This window comes from Lacticigenium naphthae DSM 19658 (assembly GCF_000425865.1).
GTDB classification, from domain to species: Bacteria; Bacillota; Bacilli; order Lactobacillales; family Carnobacteriaceae_A; genus Lacticigenium; species Lacticigenium naphthae.
The window spans coordinates 32721-58178 of the sequence record NZ_AUEG01000002.1; the positions used below are offsets into that span (position 1 = coordinate 32721).

General features: G+C 39.1%; 21 protein-coding genes. 2 read left to right on the forward strand and 19 right to left on the reverse strand.

The window, feature by feature from the left end:
- Positions 1–58: 58 nt before the first annotated feature.
- Positions 59–2029 carry a S9 family peptidase gene (locus H626_RS0103010; protein WP_027108022.1) on the reverse strand — a complete coding sequence of 657 codons (1971 nt, stop codon included), beginning with the start codon at positions 2027–2029 and terminating at the stop codon, positions 59–61.
- 211 nt (positions 2030–2240) lie between these two features.
- Between H626_RS0103010 and H626_RS0103015 the strand changes: the two genes are divergently transcribed.
- Together H626_RS0103015 and H626_RS0103020 are read left to right on the forward strand one after the other, a co-directional pair.
- The gene (locus H626_RS0103015; RefSeq protein WP_027108023.1) at positions 2241–2708 is read left to right on the forward strand and encodes a flavodoxin family protein; all 468 of its coding nucleotides are present in this window, start codon (positions 2241–2243) and stop codon (positions 2706–2708) included.
- Positions 2709–2802: 94 nt separating this feature from the next.
- On the forward strand, positions 2803–3792 hold the full coding sequence (locus H626_RS0103020) for an L-lactate dehydrogenase (protein WP_027108024.1): 990 nt from the start codon (positions 2803–2805) through the stop codon (positions 3790–3792).
- A 113-nt stretch (positions 3793–3905) separates the two neighbouring features.
- On the opposite strand, the gene H626_RS0103025 is transcribed toward H626_RS0103020, so the two are convergent.
- From H626_RS0103025 to H626_RS0103110, 18 genes are all read right to left on the reverse strand, one after another.
- Complete coding sequence (locus H626_RS0103025) at positions 3906–6179, reverse strand: PAS domain-containing protein (RefSeq protein ID WP_027108025.1); 2274 nt, start codon at positions 6177–6179, stop codon at positions 3906–3908.
- A gap of 105 nt (positions 6180–6284) precedes the next feature.
- The gene (locus H626_RS0103030; RefSeq protein ID WP_027108026.1) at positions 6285–6719 is read right to left on the reverse strand and encodes a NusG domain II-containing protein; all 435 of its coding nucleotides are present in this window, start codon (positions 6717–6719) and stop codon (positions 6285–6287) included.
- 64 nt (positions 6720–6783) lie between these two features.
- Positions 6784–7779 carry a ribose-phosphate diphosphokinase gene (locus tag H626_RS0103035; RefSeq protein WP_027108027.1) on the reverse strand — a complete coding sequence of 332 codons (996 nt, stop codon included), beginning with the start codon at positions 7777–7779 and terminating at the stop codon, positions 6784–6786.
- Positions 7780–7879: 100 nt separating this feature from the next.
- A complete protein-coding gene (glmU, locus tag H626_RS0103040) occupies positions 7880–9250 on the reverse strand; it encodes a bifunctional UDP-N-acetylglucosamine diphosphorylase/glucosamine-1-phosphate N-acetyltransferase GlmU (RefSeq protein ID WP_027108028.1) in 1371 nt (456 codons plus the stop codon).
- 108 nt (positions 9251–9358) lie between these two features.
- The gene (gene purR, locus H626_RS0103045; RefSeq protein ID WP_027108029.1) at positions 9359–10186 is read right to left on the reverse strand and encodes a pur operon repressor; all 828 of its coding nucleotides are present in this window, start codon (positions 10184–10186) and stop codon (positions 9359–9361) included.
- Between the two features lie 251 nt (positions 10187–10437).
- Positions 10438–11250 (reverse strand): metal ABC transporter permease, encoded by an 813-nt coding sequence (locus tag H626_RS0103050; protein WP_027108030.1) that lies wholly within the window; start codon positions 11248–11250, stop codon positions 10438–10440.
- The gene (locus tag H626_RS0103055) at positions 11196–11903 is read right to left on the reverse strand and encodes a metal ABC transporter ATP-binding protein (protein ID WP_027108031.1); all 708 of its coding nucleotides are present in this window, start codon (positions 11901–11903) and stop codon (positions 11196–11198) included. Before H626_RS0103055 ends, H626_RS0103050 begins: the two co-directional genes overlap by 55 nt.
- Positions 11904–11926: 23 nt before the next feature.
- The gene (locus H626_RS0103060) at positions 11927–12907 is read right to left on the reverse strand and encodes a metal ABC transporter solute-binding protein, Zn/Mn family (protein WP_027108032.1); all 981 of its coding nucleotides are present in this window, start codon (positions 12905–12907) and stop codon (positions 11927–11929) included.
- Between the two features lie 201 nt (positions 12908–13108).
- Entirely contained in the window at positions 13109–13960 is an 852-nt protein-coding gene (gene ispE / locus H626_RS0103065; RefSeq protein ID WP_027108033.1) for a 4-(cytidine 5'-diphospho)-2-C-methyl-D-erythritol kinase, read from the reverse strand.
- Between the two features lie 245 nt (positions 13961–14205).
- On the reverse strand, positions 14206–14439 hold the full coding sequence (locus tag H626_RS0103070) for a Veg family protein (RefSeq protein WP_027108034.1): 234 nt from the start codon (positions 14437–14439) through the stop codon (positions 14206–14208).
- Between the two features lie 84 nt (positions 14440–14523).
- Positions 14524–15462 carry a 16S rRNA (adenine(1518)-N(6)/adenine(1519)-N(6))-dimethyltransferase RsmA gene (gene rsmA / locus H626_RS10485; protein ID WP_051237748.1) on the reverse strand — a complete coding sequence of 313 codons (939 nt, stop codon included), beginning with the start codon at positions 15460–15462 and terminating at the stop codon, positions 14524–14526.
- An 11-nt stretch (positions 15463–15473) separates the two neighbouring features.
- Positions 15474–16055, reverse strand: coding sequence for a ribonuclease M5 (rnmV, locus tag H626_RS0103080; protein ID WP_027108035.1), 582 nt, complete (start codon positions 16053–16055; stop codon positions 15474–15476).
- A 15-nt stretch (positions 16056–16070) separates the two neighbouring features.
- Positions 16071–16841, reverse strand: coding sequence for a TatD family hydrolase (locus H626_RS0103085; protein WP_027108036.1), 771 nt, complete (start codon positions 16839–16841; stop codon positions 16071–16073).
- A gap of 117 nt (positions 16842–16958) precedes the next feature.
- Positions 16959–18959, reverse strand: a complete 2001-nt coding sequence (metG, locus tag H626_RS0103090; RefSeq protein WP_027108037.1) for a methionine--tRNA ligase — start codon at positions 18957–18959, stop codon at positions 16959–16961.
- Between the two features lie 106 nt (positions 18960–19065).
- Positions 19066–19890 carry a Cof-type HAD-IIB family hydrolase gene (locus H626_RS0103095; RefSeq protein ID WP_027108038.1) on the reverse strand — a complete coding sequence of 275 codons (825 nt, stop codon included), beginning with the start codon at positions 19888–19890 and terminating at the stop codon, positions 19066–19068.
- Between the two features lie 141 nt (positions 19891–20031).
- Positions 20032–22443: a glycoside hydrolase family 31 protein gene (locus H626_RS0103100; protein WP_035618429.1), complete on the reverse strand. Its 2412-nt coding sequence runs from the start codon at positions 22441–22443 to the stop codon at positions 20032–20034.
- Between the two features lie 172 nt (positions 22444–22615).
- The gene (locus tag H626_RS0103105) at positions 22616–22975 is read right to left on the reverse strand and encodes a DUF192 domain-containing protein (RefSeq protein WP_027108040.1); all 360 of its coding nucleotides are present in this window, start codon (positions 22973–22975) and stop codon (positions 22616–22618) included.
- On the reverse strand, positions 22965–25457 hold the full coding sequence (locus H626_RS0103110) for a VWA domain-containing protein (protein ID WP_027108041.1): 2493 nt from the start codon (positions 25455–25457) through the stop codon (positions 22965–22967). The genes H626_RS0103105 and H626_RS0103110 overlap by 11 nt, the downstream gene beginning before the upstream one ends.
- Position 25458: the final 1 nt, after the last annotated feature.

The following is a 25458-nucleotide window of genomic DNA, read 5'->3' on the forward strand; positions in this document are numbered from 1 at the left end:
CTGCTTTGAAGATAGCAGACAAGGTTTTGCATATATCCATTGATTTTTCGTGTTCACACTATTTTGTGTCCCCGTGTTCACTGAACCATTGTTCGATTGCCTCTAAGCGTTTCATGCGCAAATTAGGTAATCCATTTCGCGATAGACCATGGCTAGATTTTGGAAATGTCATCATTTTTGTCTCTATTTTCTGGCGTTTCATTGCGATATAAAATTGTTCCCCTTGTTCAAGAGGGCAACGCAAGTCTTCCTGACCGTGTATAAGAAGCAATGGGGTTGTTGCATCTTGTGCATAAGCTAATGGCGACATTTTCCAGAGAGCATCTGTATCTGTTAAATCGGCTCCGAGTTGATAAGGGACGAAGAACGGTCCTATGTCACTCGTTCCATAAAAACTGATCCAATTTGAAATCGACCGTTGCGTTACGGCTGCTCTAAATCGATTCGTATGTCCGACGATCCAATTCGTCATGAATCCTCCATAACTTCCCCCTGTTACAAAGAGTTTCTCTCTATCGATATTTGAATGATCGGCGAGCACAGCGTCCGTTCCTAACATCAAATCTTCATAGTCTTTGTCACCATATGCATTGAGTATGGAAGCTACAAATTCTTGTCCATAACTGTTTCCGCCGCGTGGATTGATCATGATCACGCCGTAACCTTTGTGGACTAAAGTTTGCATTTCATGGAAAAATGTTTCCCCATAAGCCACTTGCGGTCCTCCATGAATATAAAGGATAGCTGGGTGTTTTTTTGTATCATCGACTGGAGAAAGATACCAGCCTTCAATGTCCCAATCGTCTGCACCTTTGAACCAGAATCGCTCAGGTTCAACTAACTGATGGGAGGCCATATACTCTTCATTTGGATTGTACAAAGAGCGCATAATCGGATTTGCCAAATCTATTTCAGCTAACTCACTTGGATTTGAAAATGTTGAATAACCGACTACCAATTTCATGGAATTTCTGTCGAGTGATGCATCTGTTAGATGGACAGGTTCATCAAATAATAGCTCCTGAGCACCCTGTATTTCCCCTTTATAGAGTTGCAATTTCCCCTGATGGGAGACAGGATAAAGATATGTTTTATCTGTTAACCACTCGATTTCTACTCCCTTTGTTTGTTGTTGAAAATCTCCAACGAGGACATCTCCAATTTCTCGATCCAATTCGGTCGTCAGACAGCTAAGTTGATTCGTCTGTAAATTATATCCGTATATTTTCGTTTGAGTAACAAAACCATAAGTATAATCATGTCCCGCTAATAGCAAGTAATCTTCAGAAGCATTCATCGCGCCATAACTAAATTCACCGTGTGGTATACTTTCGGATAAAGAGCGTTGTTTTTTTGTTTCTGTATCCAACCAGTAAACCGTTCCTCCAAAATCCCATTCATCTTCTTTGTTTCTTTCATCTGAAATGATTACAAAACTTTCATCTTTTCCTACATAATTTAATTGGACAGATTTTTCTGTTTCATATATTAATTCACTGCTTTTTGTAGACAGCATAATTTTTTTGAGCTGGAATACTTTTTCTCTATCTAAAATTCCCTGACCATCCAATTTATACGTTACTTCATCATATATTGCTGGTTCTGGAAGCTCTTTTTTTTCTGAATCTTTTTCTTTGTTTTTGGTAGATTTACTTGTCTGAAAGTAGATACTCGAGCTATTTGGTGTCCATTTAAAAGATTGGACACCCTCTTCTTCATCTGTTAAGGAAAAAGCTTTTCCTCCTTCTACAGACATCACTTTCAATTGCATTTTCTTTTCTGTTTTTTCATTAGATAAAAAAGCTAACCATTTTTTATTCGGAGATAATTGAATCGCTGTATTAACTGAGCCAGAGTCTCCCCATTCCTTTCGTTTTTTTGTTTGCTTATTCAAGCTAAAAATTTTGGTTTCATACCGGTTCTTTTCTTGATTTATCTGTGTCTCTAAATAAAAAATCTCTTTATCTCCACTTACAGGTTGAGAAATGTTTTTTAACTCCATTAAGTCCTCTTTAGTAACTGCTCCCACTCTATCTCCTCCATTACACTATTTTTCTCCTGTTCAACTCATAGTAGTATCATTTTCTCATTTTCTCATTTTTCATTCTTTTGAGCAAGTTTCTTTTCAAGACTGAAAGAGTTTAGAATAGCAGAAATTTGATATTTATGAGAAAATACAGTCAACGAAATAAAGAAACAAACAGTGGTCCGGTTCCTAATAGTAAACGGGGTGTATACGAATGCATATTGGAATGATCATTCAGTCATATAGTGGAAACACATTAGACGTTGCCAATCTATATAAACAAGTATTAGAAAAAAACAATCACCATGTGACATTGGAAGTGATCACTACAAAAAATAAAAATGCACAGGGAAATGAACCGATCGAACTAAATCACACACCTGATCCTTCACTTTACGATTGCTTGATTTTTGGAGCTCCAGTAAAGGGATTATCTCTTTCACCGATCATGATAGCATACTTGACTAAAATGCCTTCATTAAAGAAGAAAAAAGCTGGTATATTTATTACGGAATACCTACCTTTTGCTTGGATGGGTGGAGCTAAGTCCTTAGACCAACTATCTCAATTAATTGAAGAACACCAAGGGACAGTTGTTTATAAACACGTAATCAATCTTGAAACTCGCCGTCAACCTGAAAAGATAATCGAGTTGATTGCCCGTTGTACTGATGATTTTTAATTTTCAAGAAATTTTCAGAAAATAAATGATTTTGCCTTTTTGATTCTCTAAAAATGGAGTATACTATATTTGTCAGAATAAAGGAGGAACTACAATGGAACTTCAGAAAAATCGCAAACATCAAAAGATCATATTAATTGGGGATGGTGCAGTTGGTTCTAGCTATGCTTATTCATTAGTTAATCAAAATATCGGTCAAGAATTGGGCATTATCGACGTCAATCGAGATAGGGTCGAGGGCGACGTGATGGACTTAAATAGTGCATTAGCTTTTACTGCTCCCAAGAAATTGTATGCCGCTGAATATGAAGATTGCCATGACGCAGACCTAGTTGTTTTAACTGCAGGTGCTGCTCAAAAACCTGGTGAAACTCGTCTAGACTTAACTGAAAAAAATTTATTGATTACTAAACAAATTACCAAAAAGGTTATGGAAAGTGGATTTGATGGAATCTTTTTAGTTGCTAGTAACCCTGTAGATATTTTAACTTATGCAGTATGGAAATATTCTGGTCTTCCTTCCAATCGCGTAATTGGCTCGGGAACTTCATTGGACAGCGCCCGTTTCCGTCATGAATTAGCTAAGTTATTAAACGTAGATGTTCGAAATGTTCACGGATATATATTAGGCGAACATGGCGATACAGAATTTCTCGTCTGGTCCCATGCGAATATTGCTGGTCTGAATATCACTGAATGGATTCGAAACAATCCTGAAATCAATGAAGAAGCCCTTGTTGATATTTATTTTTCTGTACGTGATGCAGCCTATAGAATCATAGAGAAAAAGGGAGCTACTTTTTATGGAATCGGTGTTTCTTTAGCAAGGATCACACGTGCAATCTTAAACAACGAAAATGCGGTGCTCCCTCTCTCTGTTTATTTACAAGGAGAGTATGGTGAAGAAAATATATACATTGGAACTCCGGCAATTATTGGAAGAAATGGTATGGAAAAAGTTATTGAAATCCCTCTAAATGATGCAGAAAAAGATCGAATGGCTCATTCTGCTGATACTTTGAGAAGTGCTATCAAAGCTGTTGCAGAAAGAAATACAGAACTCAGTGACTTGCTTCCTATTTAATCTAATGACATTCTAAAAATCAGATGGACTCTATTTCACTAATCATATACAGTATATAAATTTCTTGTCCTAAAAAAAACCAAGGATGAACAATGGAAGTAAAATTCCCTAGTTCACTCTTGGTTTATTTTTTGCATTTCTATCCGTACTAATCGTTTCACTAAGTCTGCATCAAATTTTATTCCTGCTTGGTTCATTAGCAGGTTTTGGACTTCCTCCGCTGTTTTTCCTGATTCTAGCGATTCTATATAAAATTCAAGTAAGCTTAGAATTCTTGAAGCAAGTGGGATTTCTTCTCCTATCAATCCTTCCGGGTTACCTGATCCATCTATATATTCATGATGATACAATACCCATTTAGCAAAAGGTAAATACTCATCTATATTTTTTATCAATGTAAACCCTGAAACAGTATGCTTTTTCAACCACTCATTAGATTGTTCCCTCGACAGTTTTTGTTTTTCAGGAAGGACTATTTTACCGATATCGTGAAAGAGAGCTGCTTTCTCTAAATTCTCAATTTCATCAACAGTCCATTGTAAATCGATAGCCATTGCGACCGCTAGTTTCCCCATCCGTTGACCGTGCATATGGGCTTCTTCTTTCCCATCCTTGAATGGGGAAAAGATATCTGTGTGTATCCTTTGAATCAGTTGTTTTCGACTAGTCAGCTTGTTCATGTACATTTGCTGATCCGCCCGATTCATAACTGCTTGAATATTTTGCTTCGAACTAGTCTTTGTAGCCGCACCGATAGCAACCGATAAATATATCGGGAACCGTGATAACGAATTGCATTCGTCCTCAATGTCCATCATTAGTTTGGCAGTTTCTTGCTTAGAAGTATTTGGAAGCAGTAACGCAAACTCATCTCCTCCATAGCGGCAAAATATGCCTCTATCTCCAGCACGATCATGAATGATTTTTGCGATCGCAATTAACAGTTCGTCTCCTTTTTGATGACCAAAGACATCATTAGTGAATTTCAATCCATTCAAATCAAAGTAAATAATTGAAAGCGGAAAACAGTTCTTTTTATTCCACTCTTTTAATTTTTCACTAAAGAAACGGCGGTTGTATAATCCGGTTAACATATCGTGTGAACTTAGGTAGTCAATATCTTTTTTCCGCTTCTCTTGATCTGTGATGTCTCTACCGGAAGCAAATATCTTATTGTCATGGGTACTTGCTTTCCATTCGATCGAACGAATTCCCCTTTTTTTTGAATGGTAGTGATTTATGAAAGATCCCTTTCTTTTTGTTTTTAAACCAGCAATGATTTTTTTGGTTTCTTCTTTATCTTCATCCACTATAAACTGCATAAAAGACTTCCCTAATAAGTCCTCTTCTTTATATCCCAAAATTTTCTTCCACGTTGGATTGGCCTTTAGAATATTTCCATTTTCATCAGAAATAGCAAATAGATCCATTGTGACCGAAAAAAATCTTTCGAGTTCTTGCTTGTGCTTCTTTATTTGCAGATTGGATTCGTAAATCTCGTTTACATCGTGTACTACGCCAATTATCTCGATGACCTTCTCATTTTCGTCCAGGACAGGTTCAGCTTTCGTAGTGAACCACTTCCATTTTTCATTTAGTGTTTTCAATCGAAAGTTGACTACTTCCTGTTTCTTCTTACTTGCCAGAAGTTTTTGAAAAGAACCTTGGACTTTTATTTTATCTTTTGGATGAATAAAATCCGAAAAATACACTTTTTCTGCTTTTACAAGATTAGAATCGATGACTTTTTCCCATCTTGGAGAAACAAATTTCACTTCTCCATTAGAAGATATCCGATAAACTAAATCATACGTATTTTCGATCAATAGCTGATATTCCTTACTTTCTCTTTGGGCTTCCTTTTCTACTTCTCTTAAATGTGTGATATCTCGATGCGTCCCGAACATCAATAGCGGGTCTCCATTTTCTGACCACTCGACAACAATTCCGCGGTCCTCGATCCATATCCAATGTCCTTTTTTGTGTTGCATCCGAATTTCTATTTCATAGACGCCCTCTTTTTTCTCAAAAACGTTCTTCAATTTTTGTTGAACGCGATCCTTATCTTGCGGATGCAGAAACTGATAAAAGGTGTGAATGGATATATCTGGGAACTCATCTAATGAATAGCCAATGAGCTGGGCCCAGCCTTCATTATAAAAAGATTTTCCAGTCTCTACGTTCCACTCCCAGGCTCCCATGCCTGTTTTTTCAAAAATTTCTTTGTATCTTATCAGTTTTGGGGGGGACACTTGCTTAGAGTTTTTTGTTCTCGAATCCCTGATCCTTCTGTTTATCATTTGGCTAGAGCGCTGACTACTCGATGTGGGACCGCCCTTCTCTTTAAAAGTTTTTCGTTTGAATCGAGAGTCTCTTCCATTACTCATCCCCAGTTCCCCCTTCAGTATTGTTCTGTCCTATTTATTCTATGTAAAGCGAAATAGACCGAGGATTAGCCGTTTTGTATTTGGCTGGGATCTCCCGGTCATTTTCTATAAAGGAATAATTACCTCTTCTTCAGGGCTTTCTTCTGAATTGATGGCTTTTATTTCTATAATCAATCGATGTGGAAGGACTACCGCCGTATCTCCAGGTCGACTTATCCAGCCTTTTCTTACACCCAATTGGTCTGGACTGTTGTCTTCTTTATTTCGTATGCGTGTTCCATCTACCTCGATCACGTTATATTGGTCTTTTGACGGGTAAAGCGTGAACTCTTCATGCACAGTATCTTCCGACAATTCCACACTGTATACTTCTTCACCGTCAATAGAAACGATTGCAATAATACGTGCTTCTTCTCCAATGGATCGAGACTGCACCCCGTATACAATATGAGGAATAAAAGAGGCAACCATCAACGTCACTACGATTATAATATCGAGTATTTTGACGAGTTCGAGCTGCTTTTTAATTTTTTCAAACATAGGCATTCTCCATTTGTAAATAAGCTCGCCTTCTGCAGAAAGCGAGCTCTAACTTAGTTTACATTTATTCTATAGTTTCTTCTGAATGAGCCACAAATTTCTTTTCAAATAGCGGACTTACAGATTTATTTTCATGAATTCGCTTGATCGCATCACCTAGTAGTTCTCCAACACTGACTTGAAGAATTTTGTCAATCTGCTTTTCTTCAGGAAGATAGATTGAATCTGTAACGATCAGTTTTTCAATTGCTGAATTTTCTAATCGTTCAATAGCTGGTCCTGACAATACAGGATGTGTTCCACAAGCATAAACGTGTTTAGCCCCTGCATCCTTCAATGCATTTGCTGCTAAAGTTATCGTTCCAGCAGTATCAATCATATCATCGATCAATACACAAGTTTTCCCTTCAACATTTCCAACAATGTTCATGACTTCCGATACATTTGCTTTTGGCCTTCTCTTATCGATAATAGCGATAGATGATTTTAAAAATTCAGCCATTTTACGTGCCCGTGTTACTCCACCATGATCTGGAGAAACTACAACCACATCATCTCCACACAATCCGTTATCTAAAAAGTAGTTAGCTAATAGAGAGGCCCCAAGTAAATGATCCACTGGGATATCGAAAAACCCCTGAATCTGAGAAGCGTGTAAGTCAAGTGTGAGAATCCTATGCGCTCCTGCAGCAGTAAGCATATTAGCTACTAATTTCGCTGTAATAGGTTCTCTTGAGCGTGCTTTCCTATCTTGACGAGCATAACCATAATAAGGAATAACTACATTAATTGTTTTGGCGCTAGCACGTTTTAAGGCGTCAATCATGATCAATGTTTCCATCAAGTTGTCATTGACTGGTGCTGATGTCGATTGGATAACATACACATGATCTCCACGAATACTTTCTTCGATGTTAATACGTATTTCTCCATCACTAAATTTAGTTACTGCAACATCCCCTAATTCGACACCTACGTCTTTTGCAATTTCCTCTGCTAAAGGTCTATTTGAGCTAAGTGCAAACAACTTCAATTTTGGATCGGAATAATTTTGTGTCATGATGTCCTCCATGTCCTTTTTTAATTAATTCATACTACCTTTTATCCTATGCAAGATTGTGAAAAAAAGCAATAGTTCACAAAAATTTTTCCATTTATTCTCATTTATGTGGCATATTTTTGAAATAATCTTCTTTATTCACTTGTCTTGCACGTGCGATAGCTAAGGCTTTCGAAGGTACGTTATCTGTGATTGTTGAACCTGCTGCAATATAAGTGTTCTCTTCGACTGTTACAGGAGCAATTAAATTTGTATTGCATCCAATAAAAGAATTATCTTTCACAATGGCTTTATGCTTATCTTTTCCATCATAATTCACAAAGACAGTTCCACAGCCAACATTGATATTCTCACCCAATTCTGCATCGCCCACATAAGTTAAATGACCGATTTTGGTGTTTTTCCCGATGCTAGCTTTCTTGATTTCTACATAATTTCCTATATGGACGTCCTCTTTTAAATCTGAACCCGGACGTAAATGACTATTTGGACCAATGTCTGATCCATTTGCTATGGTAGATTCTTCAATTGTGGAGCTAGTAATGGACACACCATTGGCAATACGACTATCACGAATAACAGAGTGTGCACCAATGAAGCAATCTTCTCCGATAAGAGTCTTTCCTTTTAAATAAACATTTGGCTCGATCACAGTATCTGCACCGATTTGTACATCTCTTTCGATGTAGGTTGCTACTGGATCTATAATGGACACACCATTTTTCATATGCGCATGGTTGATTCGGGCCCGCATTACTCGATTCGCTTCAGCTAATGCCACACGATCATTTACACCAAGCGCTTCTTCTTTATTTTCCAATTGATAAGCGGAGACTATACCGCCCTCATTTTTCAGGATTTCGATTACATCCGGGAGATAATACTCTCCTTGTGCATTCTCATTTCCAACTTTTTCTAACGTTGCAAACAATGCTTCATTGTCAAAGCAATACGTTCCTGTATTTATTTCTTTTACAGCAGCTTCTTCTGTTGACGCATCTTTTTGCTCAACGATTTTTTCCACTGCCCCCGATTCTCCTCGGATAACTCTTCCATATCCTGTAGGGTCTTGTGCATATGCAGTGAGGACCGTTGCTTTCGCTTTGTTCATTTCATGGTGCATGGCTAGTTGATTCAATGTATCGGCTGTTAGTAAAGGAGTATCTCCGCATATAACAAGCGTAGTTCCTTGTTTGTCAGCCAGTTGCTCTTTTGCTTGCATCACCGCGTGAGCCGTCCCTAATTGTTCTTCCTGTATAACATATTCAGAACGCTCGCCTAAGTACTCTTGTACTTTCTCCGCGCCGACACCGACCACTGTCACAATTCGGTCCATCTTAGCCTCTTCTGCTTGATCCACTACATGTCCCACCATTGGCTTTCCAGCAACGGGGTGAAGGACTTTATACAATTTTGATTTCATTCGCGTTCCTTGACCAGCTGCAAGAACTACGGCATATTTTGGATTCATCTAATTCTCCTTACTTTTTTTTTACGAAATTTCTCACTCAAACTCTTTTAATAATAGCCCACACCGATGCTCTTTTCAAGACCAATCACACCGAAATCATGCATCTCTTTACTCTGGTTCTTTTTGTAAAAAATTCCCCGGTTTCACTTGGATCGTTTTATCCGCCACGCTGACATCTTCGATCAATAATAGCGAGCGATAATTGTGTACTGCCCGCTTACCGTGAAACACACTTTCTGCAAATACTGTGGCTCCAACTAGCTCAGCTTCAAATTCTTCAATTAAACTACGCATACCATTTAAAGTACCGCCGCCTTTCATAAAGTCATCCACAATGACCACACGGGCACCTTTTTTCAAACTTCTACGTGAAAGCTCCATTTTTTCTACACGCTGAGAAGAACCGGACACGTAATTCACACTTACGGTAGCTCCCTCTGTTATTTTAGAGTCTTTGCGCACGATAACAAACGGAACATTTAAATAATTCGCTACTGTTTGTGCGATAGGAATTCCTTTTGTTGCTACGGTCATTACTGCATCGACCTTTTGATCAATAAATTGACTGGCAATGATTTTCCCTAACGGTTTCAATACTTCCGGCGAGCCTAACAAGTCGGATAAGAAAACATAGCCACCTGGTAACAGTCTTTCCGAATCAGATAGTTTTTCACAAAGCCATAAGATAAATTCTTCTGCATCTTTTTCACTCACTTGTGGGATGTAGCGGACTCCTCCTGTAGCACCAGGAACGGTTTCGATCAGTCCGATATGTTGTTCCTTAAACGTTCCTTTAATAATCGTTAAATCCTCACTAATTGAAGATTTCGCTGCTTCATATCGTTCTGAGAACAATGTCAAAGGAATCAATGTATGGGGATGTTCAAGTAAATAGTATGTCATATCGATCATTCGTTCACTTCGTTTATATTTCACCTAGTTCACCTCTTCTACTTTTTGATTCACATTTGTGCATACGGATTCTTTCATTTCTAATTATACGCTTTTAAGGGCAAAAGTAACAGACATTTGCCACCAACTTTAACAGAACGTTCGTATTTCCTCTTTATATTTCGCCAATTCAGCTCTGCACGATAAGAAACTGCTTCCATATATATTTTAAAAAAACACGGACTTCTTTAAAAAGTGCAAAGAAGTCCGTGTTTTTTCTGATTTCTATTCTGTGCTTATGCTTTCTTACTTGCAAACTGTTTAAATACGGTCACAAATATAAAAATACCAATAAAAATAAGCGCGATGGTGGCACCTGGAGGTGTTCCATAATAGTAAGAGACGACAAGCCCTGAGAACATCCCGATCAAGGAAATTCCAATTCCATAAAGGATGACCCCTGTGAAGCTTTTACTTAAGCGCAAGGAGATCGCTGCCGGAAGAATCAGGATCGCTGAGACAAGTAATGCGCCGAGAATCGGCATGATCAAAGCAATCGTCAACCCTGTCAACAAATTAAATAAAATGGACATCCATTTTATAGGTAATCCTGAAGTAAATGCTGCTTCTTCATCAAACGTCAACACGTACATTGGTTTTCTAAAGAAAATATATAACAGCAGAATGAGGCTCGTCAAACCGGCTATCATATATACTTGTAATGATGTGATCGTGACGATCGAACCGAATAAATATTGTTGGATGCTGACAGTAGAGCCTCCTTCATTCAGACTCATTAAAACGAGTGCGACAGCCATACCACCAGCCATCAGCATGGCGATTCCTACTTCGGAATATGTTTTATAAATCAGTCTCAAGTATTCAAGTAAAACAGCAATGATTGCTACGACCAATAAAGTAGTCAATGTGGGATTGACCCCTAAGAGGAAACCTAGGGCTACCCCAGCAAGAGAAACGTGAGAAAGAGTATCTGCCATCAAGGATTGTCTACGTAAAATCAAGAACAGTCCAAGTATGGGAGCTGCCAGTGAAATCAGCAGGGATGCTTGGAATGCTCGCTGCATGAATCCATAGAGAAACATCTCCACGGTGACCCCTCCTTTCTCACCAATTGAATTTGTTTATCGGCATATTTTTTGATTTCGTCATGATCGTGTGTCACCATGAGAATACCTTTTTTATGAACTTCACTATTGTGTTTCAGTAATTGATAAAATTCTTCTCTCGATTGTCGATCCATCCCCGTAGTCGGCTCATCTAATACGAATAAATCAGGATCGGTAGCAAAAACACGCGCAATCGATATGCGCTGTTTTTGTCCTCCCGAAAGTTCGCCGATTTTTTTGTGTCGCATTTCCCACATGCCCACAGATTTCAAAGCTTTTTCTACATGGATTTCATCTTCTTTGTCTAAACGCTTGAACCATTTCCCTCTTGGATAACGTCCAGAGCGCACCAATTCTAATACTGTACTTGGAAATCCCGCATTAAAAGATGCAACTTGCTGCGGGATATACCCGATGATCAGTTTTTCTCCTGCTTCATTTCTAGTAGCTAGGTGAACGTTTCCTTTAGTCGGTTTTAATAAACCGAGTATGTTTCTTAACAGAGTGCTTTTGGCTGCGCCATTTTCACCTGTCAGCATTACAAATTCACTTGGATCGACCGTAAAGGATATATTTTGAAGTACGGGTTCATCTTCGAAATGAAAGGATAAATCATCAACTTCAATATAATGCATGTATTTCCCTTCTTTCTCCTCTATTATTCATTTAATTGACTCAAGGCAGCCAAGTTTTCGCGCATGATACTCAAATAATCCATTCCTGCTTCTCTTTCAGCGTCTGTTACACCTTCTAATGAATGCAATCCTTCTGCTTTTACACCTGCTTCTTGTGCAACTGTTTCGGCAGTTGTGGAGGCCGTGTTTTTATTATAAAAGACCGTTGTCACATCTTCTTGACGAATATATTCGCTTATCTCAGCTATACGAGAGGGATCTGGTTCTATCTCGGTAGACAATCCTGAAATAGATACTTGTTTTAACCCATAACGTGCAGCTAAATAGCCATATGCATCGTGTTGCGTCACAAACGTGTTATTATCTAGATCACTTAAAGTCGTTTCAAACTCTTGATGCACTGTTTCTAATTCATCAATAAAAGTAGCTGCTTGTTTCTCGTAAATAGCTTCGTTTTCTGGATCGGCTTCAATGAAACCAGCTTCGATCGTTTGGACCATCTCTTTGGCGAGCACGGGGTCTAACCAAACATGCGGATCAAACGTGTGGTTATGTTCATCTGCTTCTTCTTCTTCGTGATCGTGCTCATCCTCATCGAGCAAGTTTGTTCCGGACATTTCTTTTAATTCAATGGACTCAGAAGCTTCAACAACAATAACCTCTTCTGATTCGATCGCTGTTAAAGTATCTTCTACCCATGTTTCCATATATGGACTACTGTAAATAAATAAATCTACTTGATTTAATTTTGCCACATCTTGTGCACTGGGTTCAAATCCGTGTGAATCCGTTCCTGCACTGATCATTAAAGATACATCAGCCAAATCGCCTGCGACTTGTTTCGAAAATTCGTACACAGGATAAAAAGTTGTCATGACTTCTAATTTGTCTTCTGAATCCACTCCGTTTTCAATTTCATCATCTTCGGATTGTGCACCACAGCCCGCTAGGATCATTCCCGCAGAAATACTTAAAACTAATTTAAGACTTTTATTATTTTTCATTCTGTTCTCCTTTGGCATTTATCTATTTTTCTGTCTAAATCGTAACGATTACGATTTACGAATTCTAGTGTAGCATGCCTTTCCTCTTTCCGTCAACAGTTGATTCTTAACTATTCAATAAAAAGAAAGACTTCCCTAATGGTATGCAGATTATAAACTGCCCACCATAAGGGAAGTCGCACATGTTTTTCTGCTCATCACCTATTTCAGTGTCCGAACTAGGTAGACTTCATCACAAAATCCTTTTAGCCCATTCACAACACGTTTTGCTCGTGAATGATGTTTGCATAACCCATAAATGGTTGGCCCCGTTCCACTCATCAACGCTGTATCAGCACCAAATTTCAACATTCTTTCCTTTATCTTTTCAATTTTAGGTTGTTGAAGAACCGATATCCCTTCTAGAGCATTGCCGGCACGTTTAACTAAATCAGTATAACTTTGTGCTTCAATGGCCTCTAAAATTGCTTGTGTATCAAAATGCGGCAGTTTTTCCACTTCTAAGTTTTCAAAAACTTTCCAACTGGATAGTCCTTTATGGGGTTTGACTAACACTACCCAACAAGGAGGAATATTTTCTATTAATTCGATTTTTTCACCCCGACCTGTAGCATAAGCCGTTTTTCCATACACACAAAAAGGGACATCTGAACCAATTTCTTCTCCCAGTTCTGCCAGCTGATCAAGTGAAAGATCCATCTCCCACAGACGATTTAGCCCTCTTAATGTAGCTGCAGCGTCACTACTTCCTCCACCTAGACCCGCAGCAATCGGGATATGTTTTTCAATATGGATAGATACGCCCTGTGTTATTTTAAACCGGTTTTTCACTAACAAAGCCGTTTGAAAAACTATATTTCGTTCATCGTGCGGCATAAAGCTGCTATCTGAAGTTAATTGTATCGTACCCTCTTCTTGTAGTGTAAAAGTAAGCCAATCTGCTAAGTCGATTGAAGTCATAATCATTTCCATCTCATGAAACCCATCCGAACGCTTACTCAATACGTCTAAAGACAAATTGATTTTCGCAGGTGCTTTTTCGATTATTTCCATTTTGATCCTTCCTTTTTTCTTCTTATCTTCACTATAGCGAGTCTTTGGGTGAAAGAAAAGAGATACCTTTGAAAAATAGATTGTTTTTTTATTTTGTATTCGCAGCTTGATCACTAACAGGGCGACCCCGATGTTGGGAATTTTGCCATTTTTTTAGGTTCAGCACCCCAATCACCCCAGCGAATTAAGCAAAAAAAAATAACGCAGAGGTCACGACCTCGCGTTATTCTCTTCTAAATTTTTAGTTAAATGAATTCAATTTCAACGGAATGTGTCAATACGTCTGTGTAACTGTAAGAAACTCGTTCAAAAGAATTCTCATCTTGATTAAGTTTCACAACGAACACTGCAGGATAAGTTTCGGTTAATATTCCTTTTCGTTCTGTTTTCTTTTTCCGACCGGTTTGCGCTGTTAACATTATCTCTTTACCCAACATTGTATCGAGCTGATGTTTTATTGATTGTAATGTAATTGGCATCGTTAGTCTTCACCTCACAGATTATGAACTTAGTATACCATACATTTCAGAAAAATTAAAGTATAGCACAAAAAAAAGTGCACATCAATATAAAATGACCGACCCGGTGAATAAATTTTCCTTATTTTTTTGATTTAGTGCGCTAATGTCCCGTTTAGCAAAGGCATTGGCCAATTTACCGAATTCTTCAATCGTCAAAGTTTCTCCACGGCGAGAAGGATCTATCTCTGCTTCCTCTAGAGCAAGGACCATCTTATCTTTCGTTTCTGTATCTTTACCATAGGCAGCTTGTAAATTGTTCCAGATCGTTTTTCTTCTTTGAACGAATGCATTTCTTACTAACTGAAAGAATACAGGAGGTTCAGATAATAAAACGGGTGGGACATCTCTCTTTGTTAGATGGACAATTGCCGATTCCACATTGGGCATCGGATTAAAAACCGTTTTGGGCACCGTAAAAGCGACCGCCGCCTCCATATAATACTGAACAGCAATGGATAATGACCCGTAGGCTTTTGTCCCCGGTTTAGCTGTGATCCGTTGAGCCACTTCTTTTTGCATCATAAAGACCATTTCATCAATAGGTAGGTCTGCGTACAGAAATTCAAATAAAATAGGCGTCGTGACATAATAAGGCAGATTTGCGATGACCACTAACCGTTTTGCATCGGGCAATTCCCGTGCCACAGTTTCCTTGATGTCAGCTTTTAAGATATCATCATGGATCACAGTCACATTTTGATAGGGGGATAACGTATCCTCCAAGACAGTCAGCAAACGTTCGTCGATTTCAAATGCCAGCACATGCTTGCCGTGAATCGCCAACTGTTCCGTTAAGGCACCTATGCCTGGCCCGACTTCGATCACATTCGTCTGTTTGTCTACATTTCCGGTTCGAACGATTTTATTGAGAATATTCGTATCCACAATAAAATTTTGCCCCAAACTTTTTTTTGCACCCAAACTATACTTTTCTAAGATTTCTTTTGTACGGCTAGGTGTTGAAATAAATTTTTCTCCCATAGATTTCTCCTTTATTCTCTTTCCTTATCCGCTTCGTCCCTAGCGTCAATTGCATGCAACGCCTCACAGACGTCTACTTCTTTAAATCCAAACATATTTAGCCGCTTCTCTAACTGTTTCCCATTTACATAGCCGATTCGCAAAAAATCTCCCAATCGTATCCGTCTCTCTTTGGAGTTTGGTTGCCCTGTTAACCCTTTTCTCAGGAGAAAACCTTTCGTAATACGATCAGCTGTTTCTCCCGCTATTTCTTCTTGATAAACACCCTCTAGTGCCTTTTCAATAGCCTTTTTAGAAGCATGTTCGATACCTAAACTTCCTTTATGCTTCGGACGAGCTTCCGCTTGGGATAAAAATGCATGTTTGACACCCGGGACCGCCTGAGAAATAATTTTGCGGATTTTCTCGCCGGGAAAATCAGGATCCGTGAAGACGATGACACCCCTTTGCCCTTGCGCTTTTTCAATTAAATGGAGTATGCCATTGTCTATAGCTGATCCCCGTGTTTCAATCGTGTCTGCTTCAAAAAATTGCTTTATTTTTTTTGTATCATCGCGTCCTTCAACGACGATTATTTCTTTTATCTTTTTCAACTGGATACCTCTTTTTTATTTTGCTTTCGTGAATAGTTTCAAAGCATTTTCCGTCGTTTGCTTTCCTATTTCTTCTAAAGAAACTTCGCGTAAACGAGCAATTTCTTCAGCCACATAACGAACATATGCCGGTTCATTTCTTCTTCCACGATAAGGTGCCGGGGTCAAGTAAGGAGCATCGGTTTCAATCAGTAATTTGTCTTTTGGGACTGCCTTGGCTACTTCCTTGACTTCGGGTGCATTTTTAAACGTAACAATGCCATTCAGCGAAATGTGCATACCTAAGTCTAAAAAAGCTTCCATCCAGTATGTGTCTACATTAAAACTATGCATGATACCGCCCATATCTTCTACATGTTCCTCTTTTAAGATACGATAGGTATCTTCCGTAGCTTCACGCATGTGAATGCTGACAGGAAGTTTTAGCTCCTTTGCTACACGCATTTGTCTTCTGAATACATCGTGTTGTACCGATTTGGGGGCTGAATCCCAATAATAATCAAGACCCATTTCACCCATTGCGACGACTTTTGGTAATTGCAGTTGGGTGACCAGCTGTTCTTCTATTTTATCTGTATACGTTGCGGCCTCAGTAGGATGCCATCCAATAATACTATAAATAGAATCATACGTATTGCTCAATTCTAAACTCTTTTCAATTGTTTCCGTATCAAACCCTACTACTGCCATCCGACTGACTTGCAACTCTTTGGCATGTTCAATAAGCGTTGCCGCTTCTGGAAACAACTGCGGAACATTGAGGTGAGTATGTGTGTCAAATAACATTCGCTCATTCCTTTCGTGATAAACAGAAAGAGCCAGGATAGTCCTAGCTCCGTCTGTTTATTGGATTCTACTGCTCAGTAACAGGAGAAGCTTGTTCCAAATAATCCCTGTAGTTTTTTACGCAACAGACGAACCGTTTGGCATATTTTTCGGTGCTTCTATAATTTGAAGATTTCCTTCAGCATCTTCAGCCGACAAGATCATTCCCTGGCTGATTTCTCCCCGCATTTTACGCGGTTTTAAATTTGCGACAATGATTACTTTCTTTCCGATCAATTCTGCTGGATCAGGATACCATTCAGCTACTCCGGATAGAATTTGACGTTGTCCTTTATCCCCTGCATCCAAACGGAAGTTCAGTAGCTTGTCTGCATTCTCTACGGGTTGGCAATCAATAACTTCTGCCACTTTTAACTCCATGCGGTCAAATACATCGTATTTGATTTGTTTTTCTTTTTCAGAAACTAATTCCGTTTCTTCAGGATCCCAGACTTCTTCCACTGTATTGCCTCCCATTTGCTCTTTGATATAAGCGACTTCTTCCTCTTTATCTAATCGAGGGAAAATAGGTGTTCCTTTTTTGATCACTTGGGCCCCTTCAGGGAAACTACCGAACGCTAATTTCCACGCTGCTAAATCATCATTCGTCAAACCTAATTGTTTGGCCATTTCAACAGGTGCTTGTGTAGTAAAAGGCTGCAGCAATGTAGCCACTAATCGTAAACTTTCAGCCAGATGATACAAAACACTATTTAATTGGTCTGCTTGTTCTTCCTCTTTGGCTAGTACCCATGGTTGTGTTTCATCGATATATTTATTTGTACGGGAAACATAGGCCCAGATAGCCGCTAAAGCAGAACTGAATTGCATAGCTTCCATTTTTTCTTCGTACTCTGTTACTGTATTTTTTGCTAATTCACTTAATTCGTGGTCAAACTTCGTCACATTCCCTTGATAAGCAGGAACGGTCCCGTCTACGTATTTGTTCATCATTGCGATCGTACGGTTCAACAAATTACCAAGGTCATTCGCTAAATCATAATTGATACGCGCAACAAAATCTTCCGGTGTAAAGACACCATCACTTCCAAACGGTACTTCGCGCATCAAATAATAACGCAAAGCATCTAGTCCATAGCGTTCGACAAGCATCTCAGGATAGACAACGTTCCCTTTAGATTTCGACATCTTGCCATCTTTCATCAATAACCAACCATGTCCAAATACTTTTTTAGGTAACGGAAGATCTAAAGCCATCAAAACTACCGGCCAAATGATCGTGTGGAACCGAACGATTTCTTTACCGACCATTTGAACATCAGCTGGCCAATAGGTTTTGAATAAATCGTCATTGTCAGTTCCATATCCTAAAGCCGTAATATAATTCAATACCGCATCGATCCATACATAAATGACATGCTTGGGATTATCCGGAACTGTTACTCCCCACTTGAACGTGGTCCGAGAAACGGCCATATCTTCCAAACCTGGTCTGATAAAATTATTTAGCATTTCATTTTTGCGGGATTCAGGTTGAATAAAGTCTGGATGTTCATCATAATACTGAACTAAACGGTCAGCATACTTACTCATTTTAAAGAAATAAGATTCTTCTTTTATAAGTTCGACGGGATGTCCACTGTCTGGAGATTTTCCGCCAGTGACATTTCCTTCTTCGTCTCTTTGGACATCTTCCAATTGTGTTTCTGTATAAAAAGTTTCATCCGGAACGGAATACCATCCCTCGTATTCGCCTAGATAGATATCTCCCTGTTTCAGCAAACGCTGAAATACTTTCGCAACAACTTCTTCGTGTTGTTTATCCGTCGTGCGAATAAAGGCATCATTACTGATATCAAGTGTTTTCCACAACTTTTGAATATCCTTAGCCATTTGATCCACATATTCTTGAGGAGAAACATTTAATTCTTGCGCTTTTTGTTCAATTTTTTGTCCATGTTCATCTGTCCCTGTTAAATAAAACACATCAAAACCCATCAAGCGTTTATAACGTGCCATCACGTCACATGCAATAGTTGTATAGGCATTTCCAATGTGCAATTTTCCACTTGGATAATAAATCGGAGTGGTAATATAAAATGTTTCTTTAGCTTCCAAGTTTTTGCCTCCTAGATTCTTTCGGCTGTTTATTTATCCATTTTATGTCATACCTACCCATTATAGCACAAAACCAAGAAGGGAAAAACGGCCCTTCTTGGTTTTGTCATAGAATTTTCAATTCTTTTAGCGCTTTATAAATCCCATCATTGTTGGCTGTATCGGCAGTTAAATATGCTGCATTTTTAGCTGCTTCATGCCCATTCCCCATAGCAACACCTCTACCTACAAATTTCAGCATTTCTACATCATTCAGTCCATCACCAAAAGCTACTGTTTCATCTGAAGTGACCGAATACACAGTCAATATTTTTTCGATTGCTGCTGCTTTTGACATACCTTCCGAGATCACATCCATGCCAAACCGATTTGCACGTGTAAAATGAAGATCAGGGAATTTGGAGCGATAATGAGCATCTTTTTCTTCCTGAGCCTGAATAATAACTTGATAAATGGTTTTATCTCTGTAAATCTCTTCTTTTACCGCTCTATGGCGAACTTTACGTGCAATTTGAAAAATGATTGTCCCGGGAATGAATTCACCTATTCCTCTCAAGACTTTTAACAATGAGCCACGGCGCATAATTTGAGCAATAGAGTTTCCAAGAATTTCATCTTCTGTACATAAAACTACTCCATCTTTTTCTATAGCTGCGAATTGGACAAGTTTATCTACCGTTTCATATTCTAGAGGATTTTTGTAAAAGACTTTCCCCTCTAACATAATATACTGGCCATTCATTGCCACAAAGCTATCGATTTCCAATTCTTTTCTGATTTCCTCTAACAACACGGGTGCTCTTCCCGTCGCAATGATAGGAACGATCCCTTTTTCTTTCAATTGTCGTATAGCCTTTTTCGTTGAAGAAGGAATTTTATTTTGCTGTGTGACCAATGTTCCATCAATATCAAAGAAAATTAATTTTACCATGTTTACTAGACAGCCTCTTTTCCATTTCGATAAGAAAAAAACTCAAAATTTCCTTCTCTCTTTTTTCTTCTTTAAAACAGACGAGTTTTCACTCCGCATTGATTCACTCTCCTCGTCCAATTCCGTTCCTCTTGCCTTTTTTCATTCGTATATATCATCTGGATTTGCCCAAATGATTTCTGTGATGGCTTCTAAAATAACTGGATGTAAATCAAGAGCGATCAGTGCAGAAATTGCCCGAGAACTTGTCGTTGCTTTCCTGATGGCCGAATATATTTTTTCTTTTAGTGCGATCGATAGCTGGGCTTGATCAAGAAACTCATACAAATCTCTACGGTAATCATTTCTACACATCCGCGTTTTATTTAACTGGATCGTATAGTCTGTTTCTACTGGCATCTCCGGTATTTCTAAAGTATACACTCCTTCGTGGCGAGTGATCGTCACAGGAACTTCTTCTTCTTCCACCCAGACAATAGGATCTTCACTTATTTTAAACCCGACCAGCGAAAGTTTGAACTTCCGTTTTACTGGTAGAGAAGAGAGATCCCCTTCAGGGGCAGAAATATGGATCGTGGCGAATTCCTCTTCTCCATGCCACTTCATGCTTATTCGTGTGATTGCTTTTTCTGGATCTTGTCCGCCCCCATCATCTTCTATCAAAGAGAAGCTTCCATTTGATCCGGCAAAAATCCGAATATCCATCTTTTTAGGATTAGTCAATGCATTCTCATATGAATGGTTCATGGGCACGATCGCTCCAGTTTTAGCCAGCACAGGAATCGTATCTAACGGACGGAACATATCTAGTTTACGGTCACCCTCATAAACTCTTCCGTTGAAGAAATCTAACCACAGTCCTTCCGGTAGCCACATTTTTACGTGAGCCATTTTTGCTTGTTTATTTATCGGTTTCGTGATCGGTGCCACAATCAGCTGTGTCCCAAAATAATATTGATTTTCTACCTGATAGGCTTCATCCGTCCAAGGGTGATGATAATACATTGGGCGCATCAAAGGTAAATTATCCGTATGGTTTAATACATTCATTGTATATAAATAAGGAACCAATTGATGCCGTAAGCGTAAGAATTCCCGCACAATAGTTTGTGCATTTGGTCCATATCGCCAAGGTTCTTTCCCACTAAAATCTCCATTTTGGCTATGCAGACGATTGATGGGAGAAAAAACTCCAAATTGGACCCATCTGACATACAATTCATCATCTTTCGTACCAGACATGTGTCCACCAATGTCATGACTCCACCAACCATAGCCAACATTAGATGCAGTGGCTGTAAAGTACGGTTGGAATGCTAATGTATCCCAAGAGGAGACAGTGTCCCCGGAAAAACCGATAGGATAGCGATGCGATCCTAGTCCTGCATAACGTGAGAATATCAATCCGCGCTGTCCATTGCGCGTTAAATCCAAATAATGGTAATGATTTAACATCCAAAGCGGATCCAATCCTTCTACTTTCGTTATCGATCCTTGTTGCCAATCGATCCACCAGAAGTCTACACCTATTTTTTCATGTGGATGATGAAGAAAGCGAAAGTAAGCATCCATGAAATCAGGGTCAGCAATATCGAATTGAATAGGATCTTCATTTGCACTATCGACACCTAGTTCTTCAGCCATTTCTTCATAAGCTGCTTCATACGGTTGCACACCATTTGCAGGATGTAAGTTTAGCGTTGTCCGTAGTCCCTTCTTTTTCAACCACGACAAAAACTCTTCTGGTTCTGGAAATAAATCAGTATTCCATGTATATCCAGTCCATCCACTTCCGTATTCAGGTGGAACATCTGTCACATGCCAGTCCATATCTAGAACCGCCACTGAAAACGGATAGCCATTTTTCTCAAATTGATAGATCAACTTTTTATATTCTTCTTGAGAATACGGATAGTAGCGGCTCCACCAGTTTCCGAGAGTGTAGCGCGGAAGAAGTGGCGGGGATCCTGTTAGTTGGTAGTAATCCCGAAGTACACTGAAGTAATCACGTCCATGTCCAAAGAAATACATATCAACAATATCTTTTTTGCGTTCGTCTACCCAACCATTGCCGTTCAAAATCATTGAACGACTATCGTCAAAAATGGCATAGCCGTTTTTATTCATTAATCCTTCCTCTAATTCGATCTCCCCATCCGAAAAATCGAGTGTGCGGGCAGTCCCTTTCAATGTTTCAACGTCTTCTCCATAATACCAAGTCGAATGATACAAACTATAATTCCCTAATGCTTCAGCACGAAAATTATGCTTGGTAAACCCGCCTTTTTCTTTTTGGAAAATGATGTGCACGAAAGATGTAATGATTTCAATATATTCTTCCGATTCTTTTAATTCGAATTCAGGTACAGGAAAGTTTCTGTTTAGGACCGTCTGTGTTGCACGATCCTCAAATGATCGTGCTGGATCGTATTCTAAACGAATCAGCCGGTTCGTTAAAACCGTAAAACGATAGTTTTCCCATATAACCATCGCCTCTCGGGAAGCTTCAGGAGACGCATCGAGTCTTTTTGCTTTATCAATCGGTTTATCCATCTGGATCATCCTTTCTAATAAAAGCTTGCTAACTTTATAGTATCATATTCTTCCGTATTTTTTGATTAGAAACCCTGAGAAGTGCATATCATCTAAAAAAATCGGCCCTTCTTTCTTTTCACTTGCAGGAGACAAAAAAGCCAAACGAATTGAGCATTCGCTTGGCTTTTTTTTACTTCTCTACTACTTTATCGCCGATTTCAACAAAAGGAGCCAATTCAAATGCATTGGCTTCGATCACATAAGCTGCTTCACGATAAATTTTACTGATACGTCGCGGTCTGACATTTTCCATAACTGCCAGGACCTCATCTGCACCATTAAAAAAAACAATGTCAATGGGGAAGTGCATAAAAAATGTGTGCACACTCGTGCTCGGAACAATTTTCAATCCTGTTTTTTTACTGAGCGTTTTTTTTCCCAATAAACCCTTTAATCGCCCAAAGAACGTTTGAGCTACAAGAAGCTGTTCGATCAATACTGTCTCAGTAGTTTGATTGATCAGCTTTGTGGTACCGTAATCAGCGCTCACTTAATAGATCCACTCCTTCATCTCGTTCTTGTATATCCGTGCTTTCGGCGTAATAGTGGAATACAAATGAACCGGTTGTAAAGGTTTCTAAATCGTGTAATTCGCTTGATGTATAAATTTCCGAACCCAATCGGAAGATCCCTGGACGAGTAGTCCTTAAAATAACATCGGATAGAGGTAACTGCTTGACTAACGCACGGTACCCATCCCAAAATTTCCATCTTCCGTCCTCATAAGAACGATGCAAAATAATTTGGTATTGGGAGGTCGTTTCAGGAATGATGAAATCAGCTTCTTTGTCCTCTTCATCAAACGAAATGATGACTTTTTTCTTCCTTAATCTTCCTACATCCAGTTGTTTTGTCGTACCTACTTGTCCTTTATAGCGAGAAAAGTATTCTAATCTGCCAGTTACCAATGTCTTGGGGTGGACAAGTACAGCATGTAGCAAATAGCCTATAAAAATAAGCACAAGGGGAACTGCAAGGACAAATACGATCCACGAACGATTATTTAAAATCCAGATCGATCCCATTCGTCCCCATTCTTGAAGCCGATTATTCGCTCGCAATTCAAATGAGAGCGTACTTTGAGACAATTGGATCAATTCACTTTCAGAGCGAATCCTTACCGGGATATTCATACTCCCTTTAGCTAAATCTTCGTTCAATTGAATCGTGATTTCTTCTTTCCACGTTCCATTAGCCGGGACCTGGATCGATTCGTTTAAGACTGTTCCAAATCCTGAATCGATTGAAATATATAATATTTCATTTTCGTAACTTTTATTTTCAAAAGCGATCGGCAAGTTAACTGTTGAACCAGGAACCCCATGAATCGAATCCACTGTCACAAAGGGACGAATATTGTTGGAGTGGTTCACTTGGAATGTACTCACTTCTTTTTCGATTGAAAAAGGCTTCCCATTCATCTGGCCACTAGCCTCCATTACCGCTTCGACTGTTCCGCTTTTCACTAAATTAACGTATCCTGTATAAATGCCATCAGCTTGGTGGATATCGCCGTGATTGCGCAAGCCATCATCACTCAACTGGACCATTGAAGTCGTCCCATCTTCATGATGGAGATACAAACGGACCGAATCAATACCAATCGTTTCTGATTTTTTTACAATAGTTCCATTGTATTGTAGGCGTGTACTCACAATGATGTCTTCTCCATATTTGAAATTGGAAAGTGAACTTGGGAAATCTGTTTTGATGATGGGCAAACTTGAAATAGAGATTCTCGTTTCTTGTTTTGCAATCACTTCATCTTCGAATAGAACTCGCACTTCAGTGACATGATTACCTGTTAGATAATCCTGGTCGATCTCTCCTGTAAATTGTTGGACCTCATTACCATATAGTTGGGTCTTTACCACATCTTTGCCATTTTTCACTAATGCAGCTTCCACAATGGCTCCTTCAGGTATATCCCCCGTAATATGTACCTCAAACGGTATGTTATCTAAGCGATTGTATTGTTGCTGGGTGCGTGGGGAAACAACTTCGAGAGTTAAATTCGGCGCTGTATAAGCAAGTACATTTACTGCTGTTTCTCCTTTGATGTCAAATGTCCATCTTCCTTGGGAAAGATAGCTTTCTGGTTTTAATTTGAATAATGTGTACTCAGGTGTCTGCACTTGATCGAATAGTTTTCCCAGTGGTACTGTGTCTGCGTTCAGTTTAGGTGTTACCGTAAAATTCGGATTTTCGCTGGCAAATAAAATAGCTGTTTCCCTTTGGTTACTGCCTAAGTCGATGCTTACTGATTCTTGAGCTTGGGTATTCTGCACAAATTTTTTGATTTCCTCTTTTTGTTGGAGTGTGTTTATCCATTCAAACCAGGTGATCCGCATTTGATGTGCCGTGTTCACGCGCTCCAGTTTCCCATTTGTCATTTCCACTATGGTTTTTGTCTCAGCTGAAGGTTCGTCTGCAAAACCTACCGCGTACACGCGAATTTGATCTGCCGCTAAAATCTCTCCTTTTTCTTGTGCGGTTTCAATGGTAAAAGCCTGTTTACCTGTTTCAATTCCTGCATCTCCATCTGTGAGGAGTAAAACGACCTTCAAAACCCCAGGCATCGTCATTTCGGATAATTGCGCGTGTGCCATTTCGATAGCAGCTAGATAATTCGTCTTGCCTTCGTTGTCTATATTATCAAACCGATTCGTTTTCAATCGTTTCAGGTTTTCAGCGGATCGAACAGCCTGCATTTCAAATTGCTCCACAGCTTCGCCATTGAACGATACAAACCCGACGTGATCTTTTTCATTCAAATTATTTAAAATAAAAGAGAAGGCTTCTTGCTGCAAGGCAGCTCTGCCGGCTTCATTCATGCTTTGGGAAGTATCCATTACAATCGATACTGCTACATGGTCGTGTGTCGTTGCTTGAACTTCAATTGGAGAGAAGAACAAAAACAAAGAGAAGAGAGACAAGTAAGAAACAAGCTGAGTCAACCAATTATTTTTCATT